Genomic DNA, 21309 nt, shown 5'->3' with positions numbered 1-21309 from the left:
GAGAGAAACTATGAAGAAGTCCCTGATCGCCCTGGCTGTTGCCGGTGCCATTTCCGTTCCGGCCATCGCCCAGGAAGCTGCCAGCCCGCATACTTTCTCGGCCAATGTGAGCATGGCCACCGACTACATCTTCCGTGGTGTCAGTCAGACTGATCACAAGCCGACCATCCAGGGTGGTTTCGATTACAGCCACTCCAGCGGTTTGTATGCTGGTACCTGGGCCTCCAACGTTTCTTGGGTCGATAGCGCTTACAAAGACGACAACAGCATGGAGTGGGATTTCTATGCCGGTTACGCTGGTACCTTTGCTGAAGATTTCAGCTACGACGTTGGTGCCATCTACTACTACTACCCGGGTAAGAAGCAGGCTGGCGTCGAAACCCCGGACTCGATGGAAGTCTATGCCTCCATCGGCTGGAAGTTCCTGACCCTGAAGTACTCGCACGCTGTATCTGACAATCTGTTCGGCTGGCAGGGTTATGACAAGTCTTTGTCTGCTGCCAATACCAAGGATTCCAAGGGCAGCGGTTACTGGGACCTGTCGGCTGAATATGAATTCGCCGAGGGCTGGACGGTTCTGGGCCACGTTGGTCACCAGAAGATCAAGAACAATAGCGCTGCCTCTTACACCGATTGGAAGCTTGGTGTGAGCAAAGACGTTGGTTTTGGTGTCGTTGGCTTGACCTACACGGATACCAATGCCCGCGGTTGTGGCGATACCCACGCCCAGTACTGCTGGGGCAACCGTGCCAATGTCGATGTCTCGAAGGGCCGTACCGTTCTGTCTTTCAGCAAGTCCTTCTAATCACCTCAGATGTTCGCCCGGTGTCTCCGGACACCGGGAAGACGCAAGTCTCTACCTCATAGGGGAACACTCATGAAATTCGTTACTGCCATCATCAAGCCGTTCAAGCTTGACGAAGTGCGTGAGGCGCTGTCCGCCATCGGCGTGCAGGGCATCACGGTAACCGAGGTCAAGGGCTTCGGTCGTCAGAAAGGCCATACCGAGTTGTATCGCGGTGCCGAGTACGTTGTCGATTTCCTGCCCAAGGTCAAGCTCGAAGCCGCCGTCAAGGCCGAGCAGATCGACCAGGTCATCGAAGCCATCGAGAAGTCCGCCAGCACCGGCAAAATCGGTGACGGCAAGATTTTCGTCTTCGATCTCGAACAAGTCGTCCGTATCCGCACCGGTGAAACCGGTGACGATGCCCTGTAAGGAGTCCTGACATGAAACACGTACTCTCCATGCTGGCCCTGCTGGGCGCGGTGACCTTCGGGGCACCGGCCTGGGCCCAGGAAACAGCCGCCGCACCGGCTGTTGTCGAAGCTGCTGCGGCAGTGGTTGAAGTAGCTGCCGAAGCGGCTGCTGCGGTGGCGGAAGCTGCCGCACCGGCGCCGGTCGTTGAAAAGGGTGACGTTGCCTGGATCATGACCTCGACGCTGCTTGTGCTGTTCATGGCCTTGCCCGGTCTGGCACTGTTCTACGGCGGTCTGGTCCGTTCGAAGAACATGCTGTCGGTGCTCATGCAGGTCATGGTTGTCTTCTCGCTGATTTCCATCCTGTGGGTCTTCTACGGCTACAGCCTGGCATTCACCGAAGGGTCGCCGTATATCGGTTCGCTGTCCAAGCTCTTCCTGTCGGGCGTGACGCCGGATACGCTGGCCGACACCTTCTCGGACAACGTGAAGCTTCCCGAATACGCCTTCATCGCCTTCCAGTGCACCTTCGCCGGTATCACTTGCGCGCTGATCGTCGGTTCCTTCGCTGAACGCATGCGTTTCTCCGCCGTGCTGATCTTCTCGGTCATCTGGTTCACGCTGTGCTACCTGCCGATCGCTCACATGGTCTGGGGGCCGGGTGGTCTGCTGCTGGGCGACGGTGCGCTGGACTTCGCCGGCGGTACCGTGGTGCACATCAACGCCGGTGTGGCCGGTCTGGTCGGTGCCTACATGGTCGGCAAGCGTCTCGGCTACGGTCGCGAATCGATGGCGCCGCACTCGCTGACGCTGACCATGGTCGGTGCCTCGATGCTGTGGGTGGGCTGGTTTGGCTTCAACGCCGGTTCCAACCTGGAAGCCACTTCGGGTGCCACGCTGGCCTTCATCAACACCCTGATCGCCACGGCTGCCGCCGTGCTGGCCTGGAGTGCCGGTGAAGCCATGTTCAAGGGCAAGGCCTCGATGCTGGGTGCTGCTTCCGGTGCCGTTGCCGGCCTGGTTGCCATCACTCCGGCCTGCGGTACGGTTGGTCCGATGGGCGCCATCGTGATCGGCGGTCTGTCCGGCTTCATCTGCCTGTGGGGTGTCAGTGGCCTGAAGCGCATGCTCGGTGCCGATGACTCGCTCGACGTGTTTGGCGTGCATGGCGTCGGCGGCATCGTCGGTGCAATTCTGGTCGGTGTCTTCACCGCTCCGTCCCTGGGCGGCACGGGTGGCGACGACTTCAATATCGCCAGCCAGGTGTGGATCCAGACCTACAGCGTGATCATCACCATCGTCTGGTCTGGCGTGGTTGCCTTCATCGCCTACAAGATCGCCGATATCGTGGTCGGTCTGCGGGTGCCGGAAGAAGAAGAGCGCGAAGGTCTCGACCTCACCGCTCACGGCGAAAGCGCCTACCACCACTAAGCAGTTTCGTAGTCTCTCTCCCTTTGGGCACCTTCGGGTGCCCATTTTTTACGGGAAACAAAAAACCGCCGGATCGGCGGTTTTTTGTTTGGACGATTGATTAGGCTTACTTGATCAGCGGCAGCAAGGCGCGGAAATCGTCGGTACCGCCTTGTTCCAGCCACTCGAACAGGACCATTTCGGTGCTGACCACGTGGCCGCCGGCGTCGCGCAGACGCTCCAGGGCCAGCTGGCGGTTGGCCGGCGTGCGCGAGGAGGCAGCGTCGGCGACCATGAAGACCTGGAAGCCGGCGGCAAGCAGGCCGAGGGCGGTCTGCAGGACGCAGACGTGGGTTTCGGCGCCGGTCAGGATGACCTGGCGGCAGCCGGTCGCGCGCAGCATGTCGAGTACGCCCGGTTCGCTGGCGCAGGAGAAATGGATCTTGTCGAAGATGCGGGCGGCGCTGGCCGCCTCGCGGATGGCGGCGACGCTGTGGCCGAGTCCCTTGACGTAGTGCTCGGAGACGAAGGCCGGGATGCCGAGGTGGCGGGTGCCTTCAAGCAGCTTGACGCTGTTGCGGGTGATTTCGTCGGCTTCGAAGATCGCCGGAGCGAGCTTTTCCTGAATGTCGACGACGAGGAGGAGCGAGTCTTTGCGGGAAATCAGCATTAGCGGAACACCACCGTCTTGTTGCCGTGCACCAGTACACGGTCCTCAAGATGGTAGCGCAGACCGCGGGCGAGAACTGTCTTCTCGATGTCTTTTCCGTAGCGGACCATGTCTTCCGGCGAGTCCGAATGGTCGATGCGGATCACATCCTGCTCGATGATCGGGCCGGCGTCGAGTTCGCTGGTCACGTAATGGCAGGTCGCCCCGATCAGCTTGACGCCGCGCTGGAAAGCCTGATGGTAGGGCTTGGCGCCCACGAAGCTGGGCAGGAAGCTGTGATGGATGTTGATGATCTTGCCGGACAGCGCGTCGCACAGCTCCGGCGACAGGATCTGCATGTAGCGCGCCAGAACCATGGTGTCGCCGCGCACGTCATCGAAGATGCGCTGGATTTCGGCGTAGGCGGCGGCCTTGTTGTCCGGATTCACCGGTACCTGGATGAAGGGAATGCCGTGCCACTCGACGAAACCCTTGAAGGTGTCGTGGTTGGAGATGACGCAGGGAATCTCGATGTCCAGTTCCTTCGACTGCCAGCGCGCCAGCAGGTCGTAGAGGCAGTGTTCCTGCTTGGAAACCATGACCACGACGCGCTTCTTGACTGCGCTGTCGCTGATCCGCCAGTCCATCGCCAGCGGTTCGCCGATTTCGCGGCGGAAGCGGTCGCGGAATTCGGCGAGCAGAAAGGGCAGCGAATCGGCCTTGATCTCGATGCGCATGAAATAGCGACCGGTGACATCGTCCGCGTGGAAACTCGATTCGAGGATCCAGCCGCCGTGCTCGGCGATGAAGCCGGAAACGCGGGCGATGATCCCGACCCGGTCGGGGCAGGAGGCGGAGAGGGTGTAGAACCGGTCACGATGCATGGCGGTCAGGCGGCCTTGGCGAAAGCGAGGTCGATCTGGGTACGCAGTGCGTCGTAGTCGCGTACCACCGGGAACTGCGGGAATTCGCGGATGACGTTTTCCGGCGGGTGGAAGAGGATGCCGCCGTGGGCTTCGCCAAGCATCGCCGTGTCGTTGTACGAATCGCCGGCGGCAACGATGGTGAAGTTCAGTTCCTTGAAGCGCTTGACCGCCTCCTGCTTCTGGTTCGGCATGCGCAGGTGGTAGTTGACCAGCATGCCGCCGGCGTCGGCTTCCAGCGAGTGGCAGAACAGCGTCGGCCAGCCGAGCTGGCGCATCAGCGGATGGGCGAATTCGTAGAAGGTGTCGGACAGGATGATGACCTGGTAATCCCAGCGCAGCTGGTCGAGGAAGGCGCGGGCGCCCTGCATCGGGCCCATTTCGGCGATTACCTTCTGGATGTCCGGCAGGCCGAGCTTCTTCTCGCGCAGGATGTTCAGGCGGTAGGTCATGAGCTTGTCGTAATCGGGTTCGTCGCGCGTCGTGCGCTTGAGTTCCGGAATGCCGGTGCGCTCGGCGAATTCGATCCAGATTTCGGGGACGAGCACCCCTTCGAGGTCAAGACAGACGATTTGCACGGCGAAGCTCCCTGAGACGGCGAAAAAACGCGATTTTACCCGATTAAGTTGGCCGGATTACGGCTTCCGGGCGCGAAAGGTAGTAACCCTGTGCGTAATCGACACCGAGTCCGCGCAGGATTTCCAGCGTCTGGTCACTGCCGACGAACTCGGCCACCGTTTTCTTGCCCAGGCCGCGCGCGACTTCGACGATGGCGCGGACGAAGACCTGGTCGCTGGGGTCGTCGGCCAGGTTGCGGATGAACATGCCGTCGATCTTGAGCACGTCGGCGGGCAACTGCTTCAGATAGGCGAAGGACGAGAAGCCGACGCCGAAATCGTCGAGGCAGACGGTACAGCCGAGACGGTGCAAGTCGTCCATGAAGGCTTCGGCGTCGTGGATGTTGGCCAGGGCGCCGGTTTCAGTCAATTCGACGATGAGTCGCTGCGGCTCGACCTCGAACGCCGCCAGCTTGCTGCGGATCAGTTCGGCCAGTCCCGGTTCGCCGAAGGAGCGGGCGGAAATGTTGATGGCCAGCGCCGGCAGCTCGGGTTCTTCGGCGAGTACGCGGATGGCGTCGCCGATCACCCAGCGGTCGATGTCGAGAATGCGCCCGCTCTTTTCGGCGGCGGGGATGAAGTTGCCCGGCATCAGCAGCGAATCGGGACTGTCCGGATCGATCATCCGGACCAGGGCTTCGTAATGGGCGACGGCGCCGGTGCGCACCGAGTGGATGCCCTGGAAGTGGAGGACCAGGCGCCGTTCGTCGAGCGCGCGCTGGATGCGGTCGTTCCAGCCCAGCTGGTGGAGCATCTGCTCGGAGTCGTCGAGGTCGGGCCGGTAGATGCGCCAGCAGTTCTTGCCGCTGGATTTGGCCTGGTACATCGCGGCGTCGGCGTGGGAAACGATGTTCTCGCTGCTGTCGCCGTGCTCCGGGAAAAGCGCGATGCCCAGGCTGATGGTCAGGCCGAGCTGATGGCCGGAGAAATCGAAGGCGATGCTGCGTACGGCATTGACGATGCGTTCGGCCAGCGCCTGGGCACCGGCCCGGTCGGCCCCCGGGGCAAGGATGACGAACTCGTCGCCACCCAGGCGGGCGAGCATTTCGTCGGCGCGGACGATCTTGGCTATGGTGTTGGCAGCGCGCAGCAGGACGTTGTCGCCGGCGCGATGGCCAAAGGTGTCGTTGATCGTCTTGAATTCGTCGATGTCGAAGTAGAGCAGTGCACCGTGGTGTTCCGGGCCGCGATGCACATGCTCCAGCGCGCGTTCGAGTTCGGCCGAGAAGCGGGCGCGGTTGGCCAGTCCGGTCAGCGGGTCGCTCTCGGCCATGTAGAGCAGGCGCTCGGCCAGTTCGCGCTGGGTCAGTTCAGCCGCTTCGAGTTCTTCCATGCGGGCATGCAGGGCAGCCGCCATGGCGTTGAAGGCAGTCACCACGCGGCCGATGTCGTCACCGCCGCCGCCGGGTAGCGGCGAAAATCGATCGCCCTGGGCCAGGGCGCGGCTGGCGCTCGACAGGGCGCTCAGGTGGCGGGTCAGCCACAGCGCGATGGCGGTCAGCACGGCGGTGGTCAGCAGGATGCCGAACAGGGCGAGCAGGATGTTCTGGGTCAGGATGTCGCGCCGGGCGGTATTCAGGAAATGCAGGTCGAGTCCGATCAGCAGTTCGCCGTACTGCCGGCCCTCGATTTCCATGGCGATGTGAAAGTCCATGCGGCTGGCGTCCTCCGGCAGTCCGGAGAGAAATTCCAGGGCGCTTTGCCCGGGCAGTTCGCTGGCCGCCGCCGAGGCGATGCGCCGGTCTTCGTCGTCGAACATGACGAGGTAGCTCATGCCCTGCAATTGGCGGGCGTCGTTCAGGATTTCACTGACGGCAGCGTAGTCGTGCTGGGCCATGGCCGGCGCCAGGGCCGCCCGCATCAGGCGGCTGGTCTCGGCCCGGCGCAGCTCGAATTGCTGGAGCAGGTGGGTTTCCGCAAGGCGCTGGCTGTTCCACAGGATGGCCGAGATCATCACGACCTCGACGATGACGGTCAGGACGATCAGGCGTCCGCGCAGCGAGCGGGGGAGGAGGGTCATTGGTGCGCCGTTTCGCGCAGCAGCCGGCGGGTTTCGGGCAGCGCGCGCTCCAGCGTCTTGCGGTCGTCGGCGGTGAGCGCGCGGAAACCGCCCTGGGCCGTGGAGGTGAAGAATTCCCGGCCGGCCGGCGAGCGTTCGAAAGCTTGCAGCGCGGCGATTACCGCCTTGTAATCCTCGCCCAGGCGGGCATGGGCGATGTAGAACTGTCCCGGGAAAACGGCCAGATCACGCCAGACCTGGGTGCGCTGGCGAATTTCCGGCGGCGACAGGACCAGGCTGGTGGCATTGACCAGGGCGGCGCGGGTCTTGCCGGTAATCGCGTTGTGGATTGCGCTGGAATGTGAGACGGCGCTGACGAACTGGTAGTCCCGGTTCTCGACCAGTCCTTCGTCGGCCAGGGTCTGTGCGCCCAGGATGGCCATCAGTGCGCTGCGGTCGGTGACGGCAATGCTGGCGCCGCGCAAGTCGGCGATGTTGTTGACTGGTTGGTCGGTGGCACTGACCAGAATGCCGCGAATCGGGTCGCGGTGAACCAGCAGCGGCTGGAAACCGTGGTCGCGAATCGCCAGCCAGCCGTAATGCGGCGGGGTGATGGCAATATCGTAGTCGCCGGCGCGCAGGCGCTGGAAAAAACTCTGGTAATCGGGGGCGGTGCGTAGATTGATCGGGCGCTGCAGGCTGCTTTCCAGGCTCTTGGCCAGGGGGGCATGCGTGCGCAGCAGCATGCCGGTGCTCATGTAGGGAACGATGCCGACGGTCAGCGGGGCGCCGGATGGTTTTCCTGCCGCGCTGGCCGGTTGCAGGATGAGGCCCAGGGCCAGCGACAGGGCGCAGACGAACAAGCTCAGGTGGCGCATACGACAATCCGGAGACACATAAGCGCAGGATTATAGACCGTAAGACCTTCGGGGTTTATGCGGAATCGGCGGATGGCAGCGCTTCGAGTGCTTCGTGCAGTTCCAGCCAGCGCAGTTCGGCTTCGTCGATCTGCTCGCCAAGGGTATTGGCCTGGCGATGCATTTCTTCGCTTCTGGCGCGGTCGACCGTGACATAGAAGTCGGGATCGGCGAATTGCGCGTCGAGGGCTGCCTTTTCCGCCTGCCACTTGGCCAGCTTGCGGTCGATCTGCTCGATTTCCTTGCTCAGCGTGCGTCGCTGGGCGAGCAGGGCCTGCCGGTTGGCCTTGGCGTCGGCGCGTTGCTGCAGGCGCTCGCTCTTCTCGGCAGCAACGTCGGGGGCCGCCGTCTTCTCGGCGTTGCGCTGCGCCGCCAGCCAGGCGGCGTAGTCGTCGAGGTCGCCGTCGAAGGGCGTCGCCCGGCCGTTGTCGACGAGCAGCAGTTCGTCGGCGCAGGTGCGCAGCAGGTGGCGGTCGTGCGAGACGACGATCATGCCGCCCTCGAACTCCTGCATGGCGAAGGTCAGCGCCTCGCGCATTTCCAGGTCGAGGTGGTTGGTCGGCTCATCCAGCAGCAACAGGTTGGGCCTGGTGCGGATCAGCAGGGCCAGCGCCAGCCGCGATTTCTCGCCGCCGGAGAAGGGTTCGATGGCGCGCGTCGCCATCTCGCCGCGGAAGTCGAAACCGCCCAGGTAGTCGCGCAGTTCCTGTTCCGGCGTCAGCGGTTCGAGGCGCTGCAGGTGCTGCAGCGGCGATTCGTCGGGGCGCAGTTGTTCGAGCTGGTGCTGGGCGAAGTAGCCGATGTTGAGCGCCTTGGCTTCCTTGCGCTCCCCGCCCTGCTGGGCGACGGCGCCGGCGAGCAGCTTGATCAGCGTCGACTTGCCGGCGCCGTTGCGGCCGAGCAGGCCGATGCGGCAGCCGGGGCGCAGCGTCAGCGTGATGTTGTCGAGAATCCTGCGGTCGACGTAGCCGGCACCGGCATTTTCGATGACCAGCAGCGGATCGGGCAGGCTTTCCGGTTCGCGGAAGCTGAAGTGGAAGGGCGAGTCGACGTGCGCGGCGGCGACGATTTCCATGCGTTCAAGCATCTTGACCCGGCTCTGCGCCTGGCGCGCCTTGGTCGCCTTGGCCTTGAAGCGCTCGACGAAGCGGGTCAGCTTGGCGATCTCGCGCTGCTGCGCGGCGAAAGCCGATTGCTGGGCGGCCAGGCGGGCGGCCTTGGCGCGTTCGTAGTCGGAGTAGCCGCCCGTGGTCAGCGTCAGCTTCTGCTGGTCGATGGCGATGATCTGGCCGACCACGGCGTCGAGGAAATCACGGTCGTGCGAGATCAGCAGCAGCGTCGCCGGCGTCGTTTTCAGCCACTGTTCGAGCCAGAGCACGGCGTCGAGGTCGAGGTGGTTGGTCGGCTCGTCGAGCAGCAGGAGGTCGGCGCGGCAGGAGAGGGCGCGGGCGAGGTTGAGGCGGACCCGCCAGCCGCCGGAGAAATCGGCGACCGGCCGGGCGAAGTCGGCGTCGGTGAAACCGAGTCCGTGCAGCACCTCGGCGGCGCGGGCCTTGGCCGAATAGCCGTCGATGTCGGCGTAGCGGGTGTGCAGGTGGCCGATGGCCTCGCCGTCGCCGCGCGCCTCGGCCTCGGCCAGTTCGCGTTCGACGCGGCGCAGTTCGGTGTCGCCGTCGAGCACGAAATCGAGTGCGGCGTCGGGCAGGGCCGGGGTTTCCTGGGTGACGCGGGCGATCTGCCAGCTGGCCGGGATCTCGCAGTCGCCGGCTTCGGCGTGCAGTTCGCCGGCGAGCAGCGCGAACAGGCTGGATTTGCCGCAGCCGTTGGCGCCGACCACGCCGACCTTCCAGCCGGGGTGGATCTGCAGGTTGGCGTCGACCACCAGGGGGCGGGCGGCGCGGGCGAAGGTGAGTTGGCGCAGGGCGATCATCAGGGGGCGAATTATAGCGGCGGGCTGCTAGAATCCTCGCATGATCAAGCTGATTACCACCGACCAGCTCAAACCGGGCATGTACATCCATGACCTCAATTGCGGCTGGCTCGATCATCCCTTCCTGACCAACGCTTTCCACGTGCGCGACATGGCGACCGTGGACAAGATCGTCAAGCTCGGGATCAGGGAGGTATACATCGACACCGTCAAGGGTGCCGATGTATGGCAGGCGCGCAGCGCCAGCGAGGTCAGCGCCGAACTCGACCGGCGCCTGCAGGAAATTGCCGAGAAGAAATCCGACCGGCCGATCGAGGTCGACGTCAAGGACGAAGCGGCTCGGGCACGCCGGCTGCAGGGCGAAGCCAACAAGATCGTGCGCAACATGATGGATGACGTGCGCCTGGGCCAGCAGATTCATGTCGAGCGTGTCGAGCCGCTGGTCGAGGGCATTGTCGATTCGATCTTCCGCAACCAGGACGCGTTGCTGCCGCTGAACCGTCTGAAGAATCACGACGACTACACCTTCCAGCATTCGGTCAGCGTCTGTGCGCTGCTGGTCGCCTTCGGCCGGGGCATGAAGCTCGACAAGGCAGTGATCCGCGAACTGGCGCTCGGTGGCCTGCTGCACGACGTCGGCAAGGCGCGCATTCCCGACCGCATCCTGAACAAGCCGGGCAAGCTCAGCGACGACGAATTCGGCCACATGCAGCATCATGTCGATGAGGGCGTTAACCTGCTGCAGGAGTCCGGCGGCATCAGCGACATCGCCTTGCAGGTGACCGCCCAGCATCACGAGCGCTTCGACGGTTCGGGTTATCCCGGCGGCCTGGCCGGCGCGGGCGTGTCGTTGTACGGCCAGATGGCGTCGATTGTCGATGTCTACGATGCGATCACTTCCGAGCGCGTCTACCACAAGGGCATGGCGCCGACGCAGGCGCTCAAGAAACTGCTCGAATGGAGCAGCCACCATTTCGATCCCAAGCTGGTCCAGGCCTTCATCCGCTCGATCGGCATCTATCCCAGCGGCTCGCTGGTCATGCTCGAAAGCAAGCGCCTCGGCGTGGTTCTGGAGCAGAACGAAGGCAACCTGCTCGAACCCGTGATCCGGGTCTTCTATCACACCGGGCAGAAACACTACATTCCGCCGGAAATCATCGACCTGTCGAAGTTCCAGCAGGACAAGGTCGCCAGTTTCGAAAGCTACGAAAAATGGAATATCGATCCCCAACTCTGGTTGCCGGGCTGATCCTGGCGTTGTTCGGCGGCGCGGCGCTGGCCGACGAGGCCGATTGGGAACAGCGCCTGGCCCGGGCCGAGGCCATGCGGGCGGAGGCCGAGGCCCGCCTGACGGCCGCCAACGCCGAGTTCGAGCGCGAAAATCTCGCCTGCCAGAAGAAATTCCTGGTCAATGCCTGCGTCAACAAGGCGCGCGAAGCGCAGATCGCGGCAACCCGGGAAAGCCGGCAGCAGGAAATCGAAGCCAGTGCCGTCGAGCGTGAGGTCAGACGCGAGCAGTCTGCGGCCAGGGCGGCCCGGGTCGCCGCCGAGGAGCAACGTCGGGCGCAGGATCTGCCTGCCCGGGAACAGGCCGTGGCGGAAGAGCGGCGGCAGGCTGAGGAAGCGCGTCAGCAGGCGCTGGCCGACAAGCAGCGAAAAGCGGAAGCGCGGGCGCAGAAACGGGCGGAACAGGCCGAGGCGCATCGGCGCAAGGTGGCCGAGCATGAAGCACGCGTCGCCGAGCGCAAGGCGCGGGCCGCCAGGCGCGCTGCCGGGGACTGACAGGGCGCGGCCGGCGGTGATCCGCAAGATAGCCATCGGCGATTTGCAGCCCGGCATGTATGTCGTGGATCTGCACAAATCCTGGCTGGAACACCGCCTCTGGCGCAATCGCCTGATGATCCGGGATCAGGCGCAGATTGACCGTCTGCGCGAGGACGGCATCGTCGAAGTCAGCATCGATACCCGGCGCGGCAAGGATGTCCCGGTTCATGCGCCGATGGAGCCGCGTCGCTCTGTGCCGACGACGGTATTGCCGCTCCGGCCTGCGCCACGGGTCTCCCTGGGCGAGGAAAGGCGGCGTTCGGCCCGCCTGCTGAACGAGGGGGCGGTTTTGCTCGACGAGCTGACCGATGCGGCCCGGGCCGGGCAGCGGGTCGACGCATTGCGCCTGGAGCCGCTGGTGGCCCGGATGATCGAATCGGTGGCGCGCAATCCCGATGCGCTGGTTCCCCTGTCCCGGCTCAAGCAGATGGGCGAGTACGACAACGCTCATGCCGTGGCGACGGCGGCGCTGATCATTGCGCTCGGTCGTCAGCAGGGGCTGGCCGCGCCCGAAATCGAGAAAATGGCGCTCGGGGCCTTGCTCAAGGACATCGGGCTGGCGGCCATCGACACGCGCTTGGTCGACAAGTCCGGGCAGCTGTCGCATGCCGAGTATGTGCAGGTGCAGCGCCACGTCGAGGAGGGGCTGGCGGTGCTCGAAGCGACCGCCAGCCTGCCGGAAACGACGGTGGCGGTGGTCCTCGAACACCACGAGCGTTTCAACGGCAGCGGCTATCCCTACCGCATGGCCGGTGAAGGGATTTCACTGGCCGGCCGGCTGGCGGCGATTGTCGACAGCTACGACGCGATGACCTCCGACCGCCCCTACCGTGCCGCGCTGTCGCCGACGGTGGCGCTGCGACAGCTCTACGAGCAGGGTGGCAGCCAGTTCGATCCGGCGCTGGTCGCCGGCCTGGTCCGCACACTCGGCATTTACCCGGTCGGTACCCTGGTGCTGCTCGAAAGCGGGCATCTGGCGGTGGTCGAGCAGGTACATGCCGAGCAACCGTTGAACCCGGTGGTCAATGTCATCTACCACGCCGGGCGGCGCCAGTATTGCGCGCCGGTGCAGGTCGACCTGGCCAGGAAAGTCGGTAACCACTACGGGCAGATTGTCCGCGCCGAAAGCTTCCAGCGTTGGGGGCTCAGTCCGGAGCGCTGGCAACCAGCCTGATCAAGCGGGCAATCGGCGTCGGCACGCCAGCCGCAGCGGCCTCGCTCAGCGGCAACCACGCGCTGCCGGTCTCGCCGGTTGTCGCAGGCACCTGAACGCGGCAGACCACCGGTTGCAGGGTCAGCCGGAAATGCGTGAATGCGTGTTTCAGGTCTGGCAGCTTCCGCTGCGCCAGCGCGCACAGGCCGCGCGCCGCCAGCACCTGCTCCGGCTCGCCTTCCGGCGGCACCAGCAGGCCGCCCCACAGGCCGCTCGGCGGTCGCCGTTCGAGTAGCAGGCGCTGGCCGTCGGTGATCAGCACGAAGGTCGCACTGCGTTCGGGCACCGGCGCTCGCGGCCGGGCTTCCGGCAAGGTTTTCTGGCGCCCTTCGCGGCGGGCGACGCAGGCATCGGCAAAGGGACAGGCCGGACAGTGCGGCGTGCCGCGCGTGCACAAGGTCGCGCCGAGGTCCATCAAGCCCTGCGTGTAGGCCTCGATGCCGGTTTCCGGGAGCAGGCTTTCGGCGAGTTGCCAGAGTTTGCGTTCAACCGGAGCCGAGCCCGGAAAGCCGGCGATGCCGAAGACCCGGCACAGCACCCGCTTGACGTTTCCGTCGAGGATTGCCGCCCGCTCGCCGAAACTGAAGGCGGCGATGGCGGCGGCCGTCGACCGGCCGATGCCGGGAAGTTCGGCGAGTTCGGCCGCAGTTCTCGGGAAAGCCCCGCCATGCTGTGCGACGATCTGCTGGGCGCAACGGTGCAGGTTGCGCGCCCGGGCGTAGTAACCGAGTCCGGCCCAGTGTTCGACGACGCGCTCGATCGGCGCCGCCGCCAGCGCCACGACATCGGGAAAGCTGCTCAGGAAACGCTGGTAATAGGGGATCACCGTGGCGACCTGAGTCTGCTGCAGCATGATCTCCGACAGCCAGACCCGGTAGGGGTCGCGGCTGCCCTGCCAGGGCAGGTCGTGGCGGCCGGCAGCCTGTTGCCAGGCGATCAGTCGTTGGGCAAAGCTTTGTTCTTTCGGCAAATTTCGTCTCGACGCGGGAAGCGGGAGCCGGGATAATACGGCGTTTTTTCCGCAGTGAATGCCATGACCCAGCCGCAAACCGATACCCGCGCCCTGCGCAATGCCCTTGGCCGCTTTGCCACCGGCATCGCCATCGTCACGGCGATCGATCCGGACGGCCATCCGATCGGGCTGACGGTCAATTCCTTCTCGGCGGTTTCCCTGCAGCCGGCGCTGGTGCTGTGGTGTCTCGACAACGGCTCGCACAATCTGGAAGCCTTCCGCAAGGCCAGCCACCACGCGATCAACATCCTCTCAGCCGAACAGCAGGATCTCTCCAACCGCTTTGCCACCTGGCCGGCCGACCGCTTCGTCGGACTGCCCTGGCAAGCCGGCGTCGGTGGCGCACCGGTATTCCCCGGTTGCTGCGCCAGTTTCGAAGTCGCCAACGAGAGCGCGCTGCCGGGCGGCGATCACACGGTCTTCGTCGGCCGCGTCGAGAAGTTCAGCGAAGCCCCGGAACTGGCGCCACTGCTGTTCCACGCCGGCCAGTACCGCAAACTGGCCGGGGTCTGATCCGGCAGTTCAGTTAGGCAGTCCTGCCCGGTCCGATTCGCGTCGGCGGGGGTGATTGCCGGAGATGGGCAGGCCGCCCACGCCGTTGTCGCTGGTCCATTGGATCAGTGCTTCCCTGATCAGCCGTGCCTCGCCGGCGCTCAATTCGTCGTTGGCCAGGGCGATCCGCATCATTCCGCGCAGCAGGGTCTGCTGCAGGAAGGGATGGCTGACCTCTTCCAGCACCCGGGACAGGTCGCCGGCCGTCAGGCGCTGGTCGAGGGTACGGGTCATCGACTGACCGAGTTCGAGGTCTTCGTAAAACTCGCGGATCACCGCGTCGAGCAGCAGGCTGTCGATACCCAGGGCGCGCAGGATGTCGTCCTGTTCGATCAGTTTGTACTCTTCCGGTTCGGCCACGCCGTCGATCAGCATGCCGAGGGCGAGAATGCGGGCAATGGCCTTGGGGCTGTTGTGTGGGTAGTGGCGCATTTTTGTCTCCTGGGAATGGTTGGATCCTGCCGGGGGTTCCGGTCCGGCTGATTATGCTGTGCTTGCCGGAAGAAATGTGCTGGTCAGCACGATTGGCTACCATTCCTGATCAGATCGTTACAGATCGCAAGCAATTCAAACAAAATCGGACTGTCTGGTGCTGCGTCAGCGACTGACGGAAATCCTCTGGTCTGCATTGAATTGCCGGTGATCCAGGACTAGAATCTTGCCTTCACCGCCCGAGCGGGCGTCGTATAGTGGCATTACCTGAGCTTCCCAAGCGTGCGACGTGAGTCGTAGGTTAGCTGTAACCTTGCACCACGCTGATCCCATTGCGGGATCACCACCATTGCGGTGGGTAGTGCATTAACACAGCCGTATCTAAACTGTGCCTCACGGCACGGAACGGCGTAAGCCGTATAAGTAATTGTTCTGCCCTCCGAAAGGAGGTGACAGAACCCGGGGTTCAGCCCCCGGTAGTCTAGGAGCGGTGCGTCACTGGTAACGGTGGGGTGCTAAGCGCTCTGAAAATGTAGCCACCTTACGGGGTATGTCATATCCCGTGAGGGGTCTGGCATGATTTCGGGAGTTGCACCCGAATGAGGCGCTGGGCTGGGTTGGATGGTTAACGCAAGTGAACCGCTATTAAACGTCGTAAAGCTTGAAGAGCCAAAGGCAACTTGCAGTATCGGGCTCTGGCCAAAAAGGCATGTGACCGGTTATCCGCTTGCTTGGTGCGGATACGCTGACATGATGGTCACCGGCGAAAAGGCGGAACCTTCCCAACTCTGTTACTTATGCGGAACACGGTAAGCCCAACGTGGCGTCCGGCCTGTTTGGCGGACAAGGATGACCGCAAGGTCATCTGATGCCGTAGTGGGTAGAGGATGGTGGAAAAAGCGAATGCCTCTCTGTAATGGAGGGGATAGGGGAGAAATTCCCTGACGCGAAAGCGTGCAGACTTCCATCTGGTGATCTGTCGCAAGACAGGTCTGTAAATCGCATCCGGCGGGGATGATGTACAATCCCCGCGCGGGGCGAGTGCGTCTTCCCTCCCGGGACAGAGCGGGTGTAGTTCAATGGTAGAACTCCTGGTTCCCAACCAGATAACGTGGGTTCGATTCCCATCGCCCGCTCCATCTGCTATATAAATCAATAAGTTAACTCGGTTTTTCGGTATCTGGTGTCCGTAGACGTGTCCGATGACGTGTCCGAAACATGCCGAGAAAACCGTTATCTGCTCCCTACCTTTACCAGCGTGGCCGCTTGTTCGGTTTTCGTTGGACTTGTTCCCCGCGCCTGGCTGAACAGATCGGCCGCGCTGAGCTACGTCGCTCCCTGGGAACGGGGTATTTGGCCGTTGCTGTTCGCCGAGCCATCGAAATTGCTGCCAAAATCCGGGTTTTGGAAACAAAACTTGATTCTTGCGACATGCGCGAACTGAAACAGACCGACCTCCAGACCGTTCTCAACCATTATTTCCATACAGCCCTGGCTGATTCGGAGCAGTGGCGCACCGAAAGCAATGGCTTGACCCCGGCCGGCGTCGAGGCGGAACTGATCGCGTTGGAGTTCATGGCACGCGATACGCGAGAGCGCTTGAGTTTGCACCGAGCCGATGAACCCTATGACACCCTGAAAAAGGTGGCAGGCGATGCCGGCTTCGAAGTGCCTGCACCCGATTCCGCTATGGCAAAAGCTTTGGCGCGAGGTATTTTGCGCACCGATGCCCGGCTCATTGAAATGGAGTTGCGGCGAACGCGCGGAGACTACACCGACGAGCCGTCGTTCATGCAGCCGCTGGCCGCCCCGGCTGCATTTTCCGGGGCTGGCGCAAAGCGATTGTCGGAGTTGATCGCGCTGTTCAGTGACGAGCATCAGGGCGAATGGAATCACCGGACCCGGATCGACAATAGGGCGATTTTTCGTGACCTCCTCGAAATCATCGGTGATCCGCCGATTGGCCTGTTGAGCAAGAATGCGCTGATCGAGTATCGCGAAAAAACCCAGCGTTTACCGCCCAATCGCAATAAAACCCCGCGCTTCAAAGACCTGAGCATTGATGAGCTACTCAAGTTGCCAGATTTGCCGCAGTCAGCGCCGCACACCATCAATAAGCGATTCGTGCGCATCCAGCAGCTATTCACCTGGGCGGCTGCAAAGGGTTATGTCGCCGAGGGTGTCTGCCCAAAACTGACGATCCGCGAGACGCATAGAACCAAGCGCAGGCTACTGCGCGATACTTTCGACGCGGATGACTTGAAAGCCATTTTTCTGTGTGACGAGTATGTCAGTAACCGCATCTATAGCCAATACCGCACCCCCTACATGTTCTGGGTGCCGCTCCTGGCGCTGTTTGCCGGTGCGCGTCTTGAGGAAATCACGAGTCTGCGGACGAAGGATATTGTGATGGTCGGCGATGTCCTGTGTCTCGACATCAACCGCGAGTTGGACAAGCGTGAGATTTCCGCCGCCTTGACTGACCGACGTGGCAATCCGGTCGTCCAGGAGAAATTACTCAAAAATGATGATTCCGTGCGTGTCTGCGCCATCCATCAGACCGTACTTGACCTGGGATTCCTTGACTACGTGGAGTATCGACGTCAGCGCAGAGACATCCGGTTGTTTCCCGAAACCAAGGTACGAGCAGGGACCGGGCGGCATGGTGCAACCGCATCGAACTGGTTTGCGCGATACCTGGACCGGCAAGGCATCACTTCCCGGAAGAAGACCTTCCATTCATTCCGGCATACCTTCATCAATGCGCTGAAACAAAATGGTGTTGACCTGGAACTGGCCCGGGAGCTTGCCGGCCACCAGGGCGAATCAATCACGTATGCGCTCTATGGCAAGGATTTGATGCCCGTTGTTCAGCGAGAAATTCTGAAGCGACTGGATTTTTGGGGGATTGATTTTTCCCCGCTGGCGGGGAAGTGGACGGCGATGCTATCTGACTATGGGCGGCACGGCCGCAGTCGGTAGATAGGCCAAAACGTTACGCGAAGGGCTGCAACCGGCCAACTACGGACGGTCACCTATCCTAGCGAGGCGGTTTTCTGAACGTCCGTTTGGTTCCATAACCTGCCAGAACAGAACTTTCCAAAACTCATCCAAAAACTAGGCTTGAGCCTCAATCGATGGTAAATCCGTAAGAAAACTAACCAATGGCGAAACTGCAAAAGTCAGCTTTTTCTTGACTAGATCGATGTTGCGCCGCACAATAAAAGCCATGACTGTTACACATTTCGCCAAACCGAATGTTGCAACACGCTTCCTACCTAGCGCCGTTTTCGCTTTGAGCGTTTCGCCACAAGTCCACTATCGCGGCTCATCATTGCCGCGGGGCTTCTTCAGCTCAGTCACGCCTCCCTAGTCATTTCCAAACATCCGGGTTATGCGCCTTGAATCCTCAGCGATTCAGGGCCGGTTAGCTATTTTCTTTTGCGAACGTGCGTTTATCGCGCGGCAAGAGCTTTATCCCATTTGTTTCTATGAACTAAGCCATTAAGGCCAAGGCAAACATACATTTATGTCGCTACAAACAATCAAACAGGACTGGTTTTCCAACGTCCGCAACGATCTGCTGGCCGGCGTCGTCGTCGCGCTTGCACTGATTCCCGAAGCCATCGCTTTTTCCATCATCGCCGGGGTTGACCCCAAGGTCGGGCTGTACGCCTCGTTCTGTATCTCTGTGGTCATCGCCTTCGTCGGTGGCCGGCCGGGCATGATCTCGGCCGCTACCGGCGCGATGGCGCTGCTGATGGTCACGCTGGTCAAGAACCACGGCCTCGAATACCTGCTCGCCGCTACCGTGCTCACCGGCGTGCTGCAGATCATCGCCGGCTGGATCAATCTCGGCGCGCTGATGCGCTTCGTCTCGCGCTCGGTGGTCACCGGCTTCGTCAATGCCCTAGCCATCCTGATCTTCATGGCGCAACTGCCGGAGCTGACCAATGTCACCTGGCATGTCTATGCGATGACCGCTGCTGGCCTCGGCATCATTTACCTGTTCCCGTACATCACCAAAGCGGTGCCGTCGCCGCTGGTCACCATCGTCGTGCTGACCGCTGTCGCCCTAATCCTTGATCTCGACATCCGCACCGTCGGTGACATGGGGCAACTGCCGGACAGCCTGCCGATCTTCCTGATTCCAGACATTCCGCTCAATTTCGAAACGCTGCTCATCATCTTCCCGTATTCGCTGACGCTGATGGTCGTCGGCCTGCTCGAATCACTGATGACCGCAACCATCGTCGATGACCTGACTGACACGACCAGCAACAAGAACCGCGAATGCGTCGGCCAAGGCGTTGCCAACATCGCTTCCGGCTTCGTCGGCGGCATGGCTGGCTGCGCGATGATCGGCCAGTCGGTGATCAACATTAAATCCGGTGGCCGTGGGCGGCTGTCCACACTGGCATCTGGCGTCTTCCTGCTGCTGATGGTGGTTTTCCTCGGCGACTGGGTGGCGCAGATTCCGATGGCGGCGCTGGTCGCCGTAATGATCATGGTTGCCATCGGCACCTTCAGCTGGGGCTCGCTACGTAACCTGAAGGAACACCCGGCAAGTTCCAGCGTCGTCATGGTGGCTACAGTAATCGTCACCGTATTCACCCACGATCTGGCCAAGGGCGTCGGCGTCGGCGTGCTGCTTTCCGGCTTCTTCTTTGCCCACAAGGTCGCACTGCTGTTCCGCGTCCGTTCGAATTCGGAAGACGAAGGCCGCGCCCGTGTTTATCGCTTCTCCGGCCAGATCTTCTTCGCCTCGGCCGACCGCTTCGTCAATTGCTTTGATTTCAAGGAAGTGGTTGAAAAGGTCATCATCGACGTTTCCAAGGCGCACTTCTGGGACATCACCGCAGTCAGCGCACTCGACAAGGTGGTGCTGAAATTCCGCCGCGAAGGTGTCGAGGTCGAAATCGTCGGCCTCAACGAAGCCAGTTCAACGATGCTTGACCGCTTCGCCATCCACGACAAGGACGGCGCCGAAGACATGCTGTCCGGCCACTGAGGAAAAAATGATGACCAAAAATGAAAACAAGGTTCTCGCCTGCGTCGACCGCTCACATTTCGCCGACACCATCGCCGACGCTGCCGCCTGGGCGGCCAGCCGGATGAACGCACCGCTCGAATTCCTGCACATCCTCGACCGCCACCCGGAAATTGCTTCCGGTGAGGACCATTCCGGTGCCATCGGTTTCAATGCTCAGGAGCATCTGCTTCATGAACTGAGCGACAAGGATGCCGCAAAGACCAAGGCCATGCGCGAAAGCGGCCGGCTGTTCTTGAACGGCCTGCGCGAACGCGCCATCGCCGCCGGCGTGCCGGCACCGGACACCCGCCAGCGCTACGGCCACCTAGAAGAAAGCCTGGCCGAACAGGAAGCTGGCGTGCGCCTGTTCGTCCTTGGTCGGCGTGGCGAATCGGCAGAAACGAGCACGAAACTGCTGGGTAGCAACGTCGAAAACATCGTCCGCGCGCTGCATAAACCCGTCCTCACCGTCACCGAAAACTTCAAGGCGCCCGAGCGCTTCATGATCGCCTTCGACGGCGGCGAAGTCACCAAGCGTGGGGTCGAGATGGTAGCCAACAGCCCGCTGCTAAAGGGCATCCCTTGCCTGCTGTTGATGGCCGGCAAACCGGACCCGGAAGCGCCGAAAAAAATGGAATGGGCGCGGTCGACGCTGGAAAAAGCCGGTTTTTCAGTGACGACTGAAATCATCCCCGGCGACACTGAGACCGTCATCGCCCGGACCATCCAGGAACGCGACATCGACCTACTGCTGATGGGCGCTTTCAACCACTCGCCGCTGAAAAGCCTGCTGTTCGGTAGCCGCACGACCGAACTGTTGCGTTCGGCAAAGGTTCCGACGCTGCTGTTGCGCTAAATCACGACGGTCAGGCGGGCTCACCCTAAACAAAGGAGCGACGATACGATGCAACTACCCAAATCCATCGGATTGCCCAGTTTTGGTGAGCCCACTTATCGCGTCATTGAGGTATCCGCAGGAGAGAGTCTGGTTGGACGATTATCCGCACCAGCAGCGCCATGTCCTTCCTCTCCCAGCGACGGGAACTATTGGAGGAAGCCTACCCGGGCGACATCATCGGCCTGCCCAATCACGGCTTGCTGCAGCTTGGCGACACGCTAACCGAAGGCGAAAAGTTGCAATTCACCGGCCTGCCTTTCTTCGCCCCGGAGATTTTCCAGGGCGTTGAGGTGGCAGACCCGATGCGGGCGAAACAATTACGCATGGGCCTGCTGCAACTGGGCGAGGAAGGCGCCATTCAGGTTTTCCGGCCACACGATGGCGGCGGTTTGCTGCTCGGTGCCGTCGGCAATCTGCAGTTCGAAGTCGTGGCGCACCGGCTGCGCCACGAATACGGCGTCGATGCCCGCTTTGTGGCCAGTAAATATCGCCTAGCCCGCTGGATCACGGCGGACGACCCCGATGAACTGAAACGCTTCATCGAATTCAACCGCTACCGGATTGCCTTCGATGTAGTCGATGCGCCGAGGTTTCTGGCGACTTATCAAAGCGAATTCAATCTCACGGATCGCTGGAAAACCATTCATTTTCACGCCTTGCGCGAACACGCCGGCTTGATTTTCCAATCCAGACTCAGTGGCTAA

General features: G+C 62.1%; 19 protein-coding genes and 1 tRNA gene. 12 read left to right on the top strand and 8 right to left on the bottom strand.

The annotated features are described in order from the left end of the window. The first annotated feature begins 10 nt into the window (after positions 1–10). The 3 genes from Q0799_RS07175 (at position 11) to amt (ending at position 2628) form a co-directional block, all read left to right on the top strand. A complete protein-coding gene (locus tag Q0799_RS07175) occupies positions 11–805 on the top strand; it encodes a TorF family putative porin (protein WP_298396307.1) in 795 nt (264 codons plus the stop codon). A gap of 72 nt (positions 806–877) precedes the next feature. Further along, complete coding sequence (gene glnK / locus Q0799_RS07170) at positions 878–1216, top strand: P-II family nitrogen regulator (RefSeq protein ID WP_028993983.1); 339 nt, start codon at positions 878–880, stop codon at positions 1214–1216. A gap of 11 nt (positions 1217–1227) precedes the next feature. Beyond that, on the top strand, positions 1228–2628 hold the full coding sequence (amt, locus tag Q0799_RS07165) for an ammonium transporter (protein ID WP_298396303.1): 1401 nt from the start codon (positions 1228–1230) through the stop codon (positions 2626–2628). A 106-nt stretch (positions 2629–2734) separates the two neighbouring features. On the opposite strand, the gene Q0799_RS07160 is transcribed toward amt, so the two are convergent. Genes Q0799_RS07160 through Q0799_RS07135 form a run of 6 tightly spaced genes read right to left on the bottom strand, consistent with a single transcriptional unit; the run spans position 2735 to position 9642 of the window. Further along, positions 2735–3277 carry a hydrolase gene (locus Q0799_RS07160; protein WP_298396300.1) on the bottom strand — a complete coding sequence of 181 codons (543 nt, stop codon included), beginning with the start codon at positions 3275–3277 and terminating at the stop codon, positions 2735–2737. Continuing rightward, entirely contained in the window at positions 3277–4140 is an 864-nt protein-coding gene (gene purU, locus Q0799_RS07155; protein ID WP_298396297.1) for a formyltetrahydrofolate deformylase, read from the bottom strand. Before purU ends, Q0799_RS07160 begins: the two co-directional genes overlap by 1 nt. 5 nt (positions 4141–4145) lie before the next feature. After that, entirely contained in the window at positions 4146–4757 is a 612-nt protein-coding gene (thrH, locus tag Q0799_RS07150) for a bifunctional phosphoserine phosphatase/homoserine phosphotransferase ThrH (RefSeq protein ID WP_298396294.1), read from the bottom strand. 43 nt (positions 4758–4800) lie between these two features. Beyond that, positions 4801–6816 (bottom strand): EAL domain-containing protein, encoded by a 2016-nt coding sequence (locus tag Q0799_RS07145; RefSeq protein WP_298396291.1) that lies wholly within the window; start codon positions 6814–6816, stop codon positions 4801–4803. Then, entirely contained in the window at positions 6813–7673 is an 861-nt protein-coding gene (locus tag Q0799_RS07140; RefSeq protein WP_298396288.1) for a phosphate/phosphite/phosphonate ABC transporter substrate-binding protein, read from the bottom strand. Before Q0799_RS07140 ends, Q0799_RS07145 begins: the two co-directional genes overlap by 4 nt. A gap of 55 nt (positions 7674–7728) precedes the next feature. Further along, the gene (locus tag Q0799_RS07135; RefSeq protein ID WP_298396285.1) at positions 7729–9642 is read right to left on the bottom strand and encodes an ATP-binding cassette domain-containing protein; all 1914 of its coding nucleotides are present in this window, start codon (positions 9640–9642) and stop codon (positions 7729–7731) included. Positions 9643–9682: 40 nt separating this feature from the next. Here Q0799_RS07135 and Q0799_RS07130 point away from each other — a divergent pair, with 40 nt between their 5' ends. From Q0799_RS07130 to Q0799_RS07120, 3 genes are read left to right on the top strand one after another with little or no spacing between them, the layout of a single operon-like run. Further along, entirely contained in the window at positions 9683–10891 is a 1209-nt protein-coding gene (locus Q0799_RS07130; protein ID WP_298396282.1) for an HD-GYP domain-containing protein, read from the top strand. Further along, positions 10855–11424, top strand: a complete 570-nt coding sequence (locus Q0799_RS07125; protein WP_298396279.1) for a hypothetical protein — start codon at positions 10855–10857, stop codon at positions 11422–11424. Before Q0799_RS07130 ends, Q0799_RS07125 begins: the two co-directional genes overlap by 37 nt. Before the next feature lie 16 nt (positions 11425–11440). After that, positions 11441–12640, top strand: a complete 1200-nt coding sequence (locus Q0799_RS07120) for an HD-GYP domain-containing protein (RefSeq protein WP_298396276.1) — start codon at positions 11441–11443, stop codon at positions 12638–12640. On the opposite strand, the gene mutY is transcribed toward Q0799_RS07120, so the two are convergent. Beyond that, on the bottom strand, positions 12612–13649 hold the full coding sequence (mutY, locus tag Q0799_RS07115; RefSeq protein ID WP_298396273.1) for an A/G-specific adenine glycosylase: 1038 nt from the start codon (positions 13647–13649) through the stop codon (positions 12612–12614). The genes Q0799_RS07120 and mutY overlap by 29 nt on opposite strands. A 63-nt stretch (positions 13650–13712) precedes the next feature. Between mutY and Q0799_RS07110 the strand changes: the two genes are divergently transcribed. Next, the gene (locus Q0799_RS07110) at positions 13713–14204 is read left to right on the top strand and encodes a flavin reductase family protein (protein ID WP_298396270.1); all 492 of its coding nucleotides are present in this window, start codon (positions 13713–13715) and stop codon (positions 14202–14204) included. A gap of 9 nt (positions 14205–14213) precedes the next feature. Here the strand turns inward: Q0799_RS07110 and Q0799_RS07105 are convergent, their stop codons facing one another. Further along, the gene (locus Q0799_RS07105; RefSeq protein ID WP_298396267.1) at positions 14214–14675 is read right to left on the bottom strand and encodes a hypothetical protein; all 462 of its coding nucleotides are present in this window, start codon (positions 14673–14675) and stop codon (positions 14214–14216) included. Positions 14676–15740: 1065 nt separating this feature from the next. On the opposite strand from Q0799_RS07105, the gene Q0799_RS07100 reads away from it, so the two are divergent. From Q0799_RS07100 to Q0799_RS07080, 5 genes are all read left to right on the top strand, one after another. Further along, positions 15741–15814: transfer RNA gene (locus tag Q0799_RS07100), tRNA-Gly, on the top strand. 79 nt (positions 15815–15893) lie between these two features. Further along, complete coding sequence (locus Q0799_RS07095) at positions 15894–17657, top strand: site-specific integrase (protein WP_298396264.1); 1764 nt, start codon at positions 15894–15896, stop codon at positions 17655–17657. A 547-nt stretch (positions 17658–18204) separates the two neighbouring features. Continuing rightward, complete coding sequence (locus Q0799_RS07090) at positions 18205–19686, top strand: SulP family inorganic anion transporter (protein ID WP_298396261.1); 1482 nt, start codon at positions 18205–18207, stop codon at positions 19684–19686. A 10-nt stretch (positions 19687–19696) separates the two neighbouring features. Continuing rightward, positions 19697–20563: a universal stress protein gene (locus Q0799_RS07085; RefSeq protein ID WP_298396258.1), complete on the top strand. Its 867-nt coding sequence runs from the start codon at positions 19697–19699 to the stop codon at positions 20561–20563. 161 nt (positions 20564–20724) lie between these two features. Continuing rightward, positions 20725–21309 (top strand): hypothetical protein, encoded by a 585-nt coding sequence (locus tag Q0799_RS07080; RefSeq protein ID WP_298396256.1) that lies wholly within the window; start codon positions 20725–20727, stop codon positions 21307–21309.

Source organism: uncultured Azonexus sp. (genome assembly GCF_937982035.1).
In the GTDB taxonomy this organism is placed as follows: domain Bacteria; phylum Pseudomonadota; class Gammaproteobacteria; order Burkholderiales; family Rhodocyclaceae; genus Azonexus.
The sequence above is the reverse complement of the archived record's forward strand: the minus strand, read 5'-3'. Positions and strand labels throughout refer to the sequence as shown.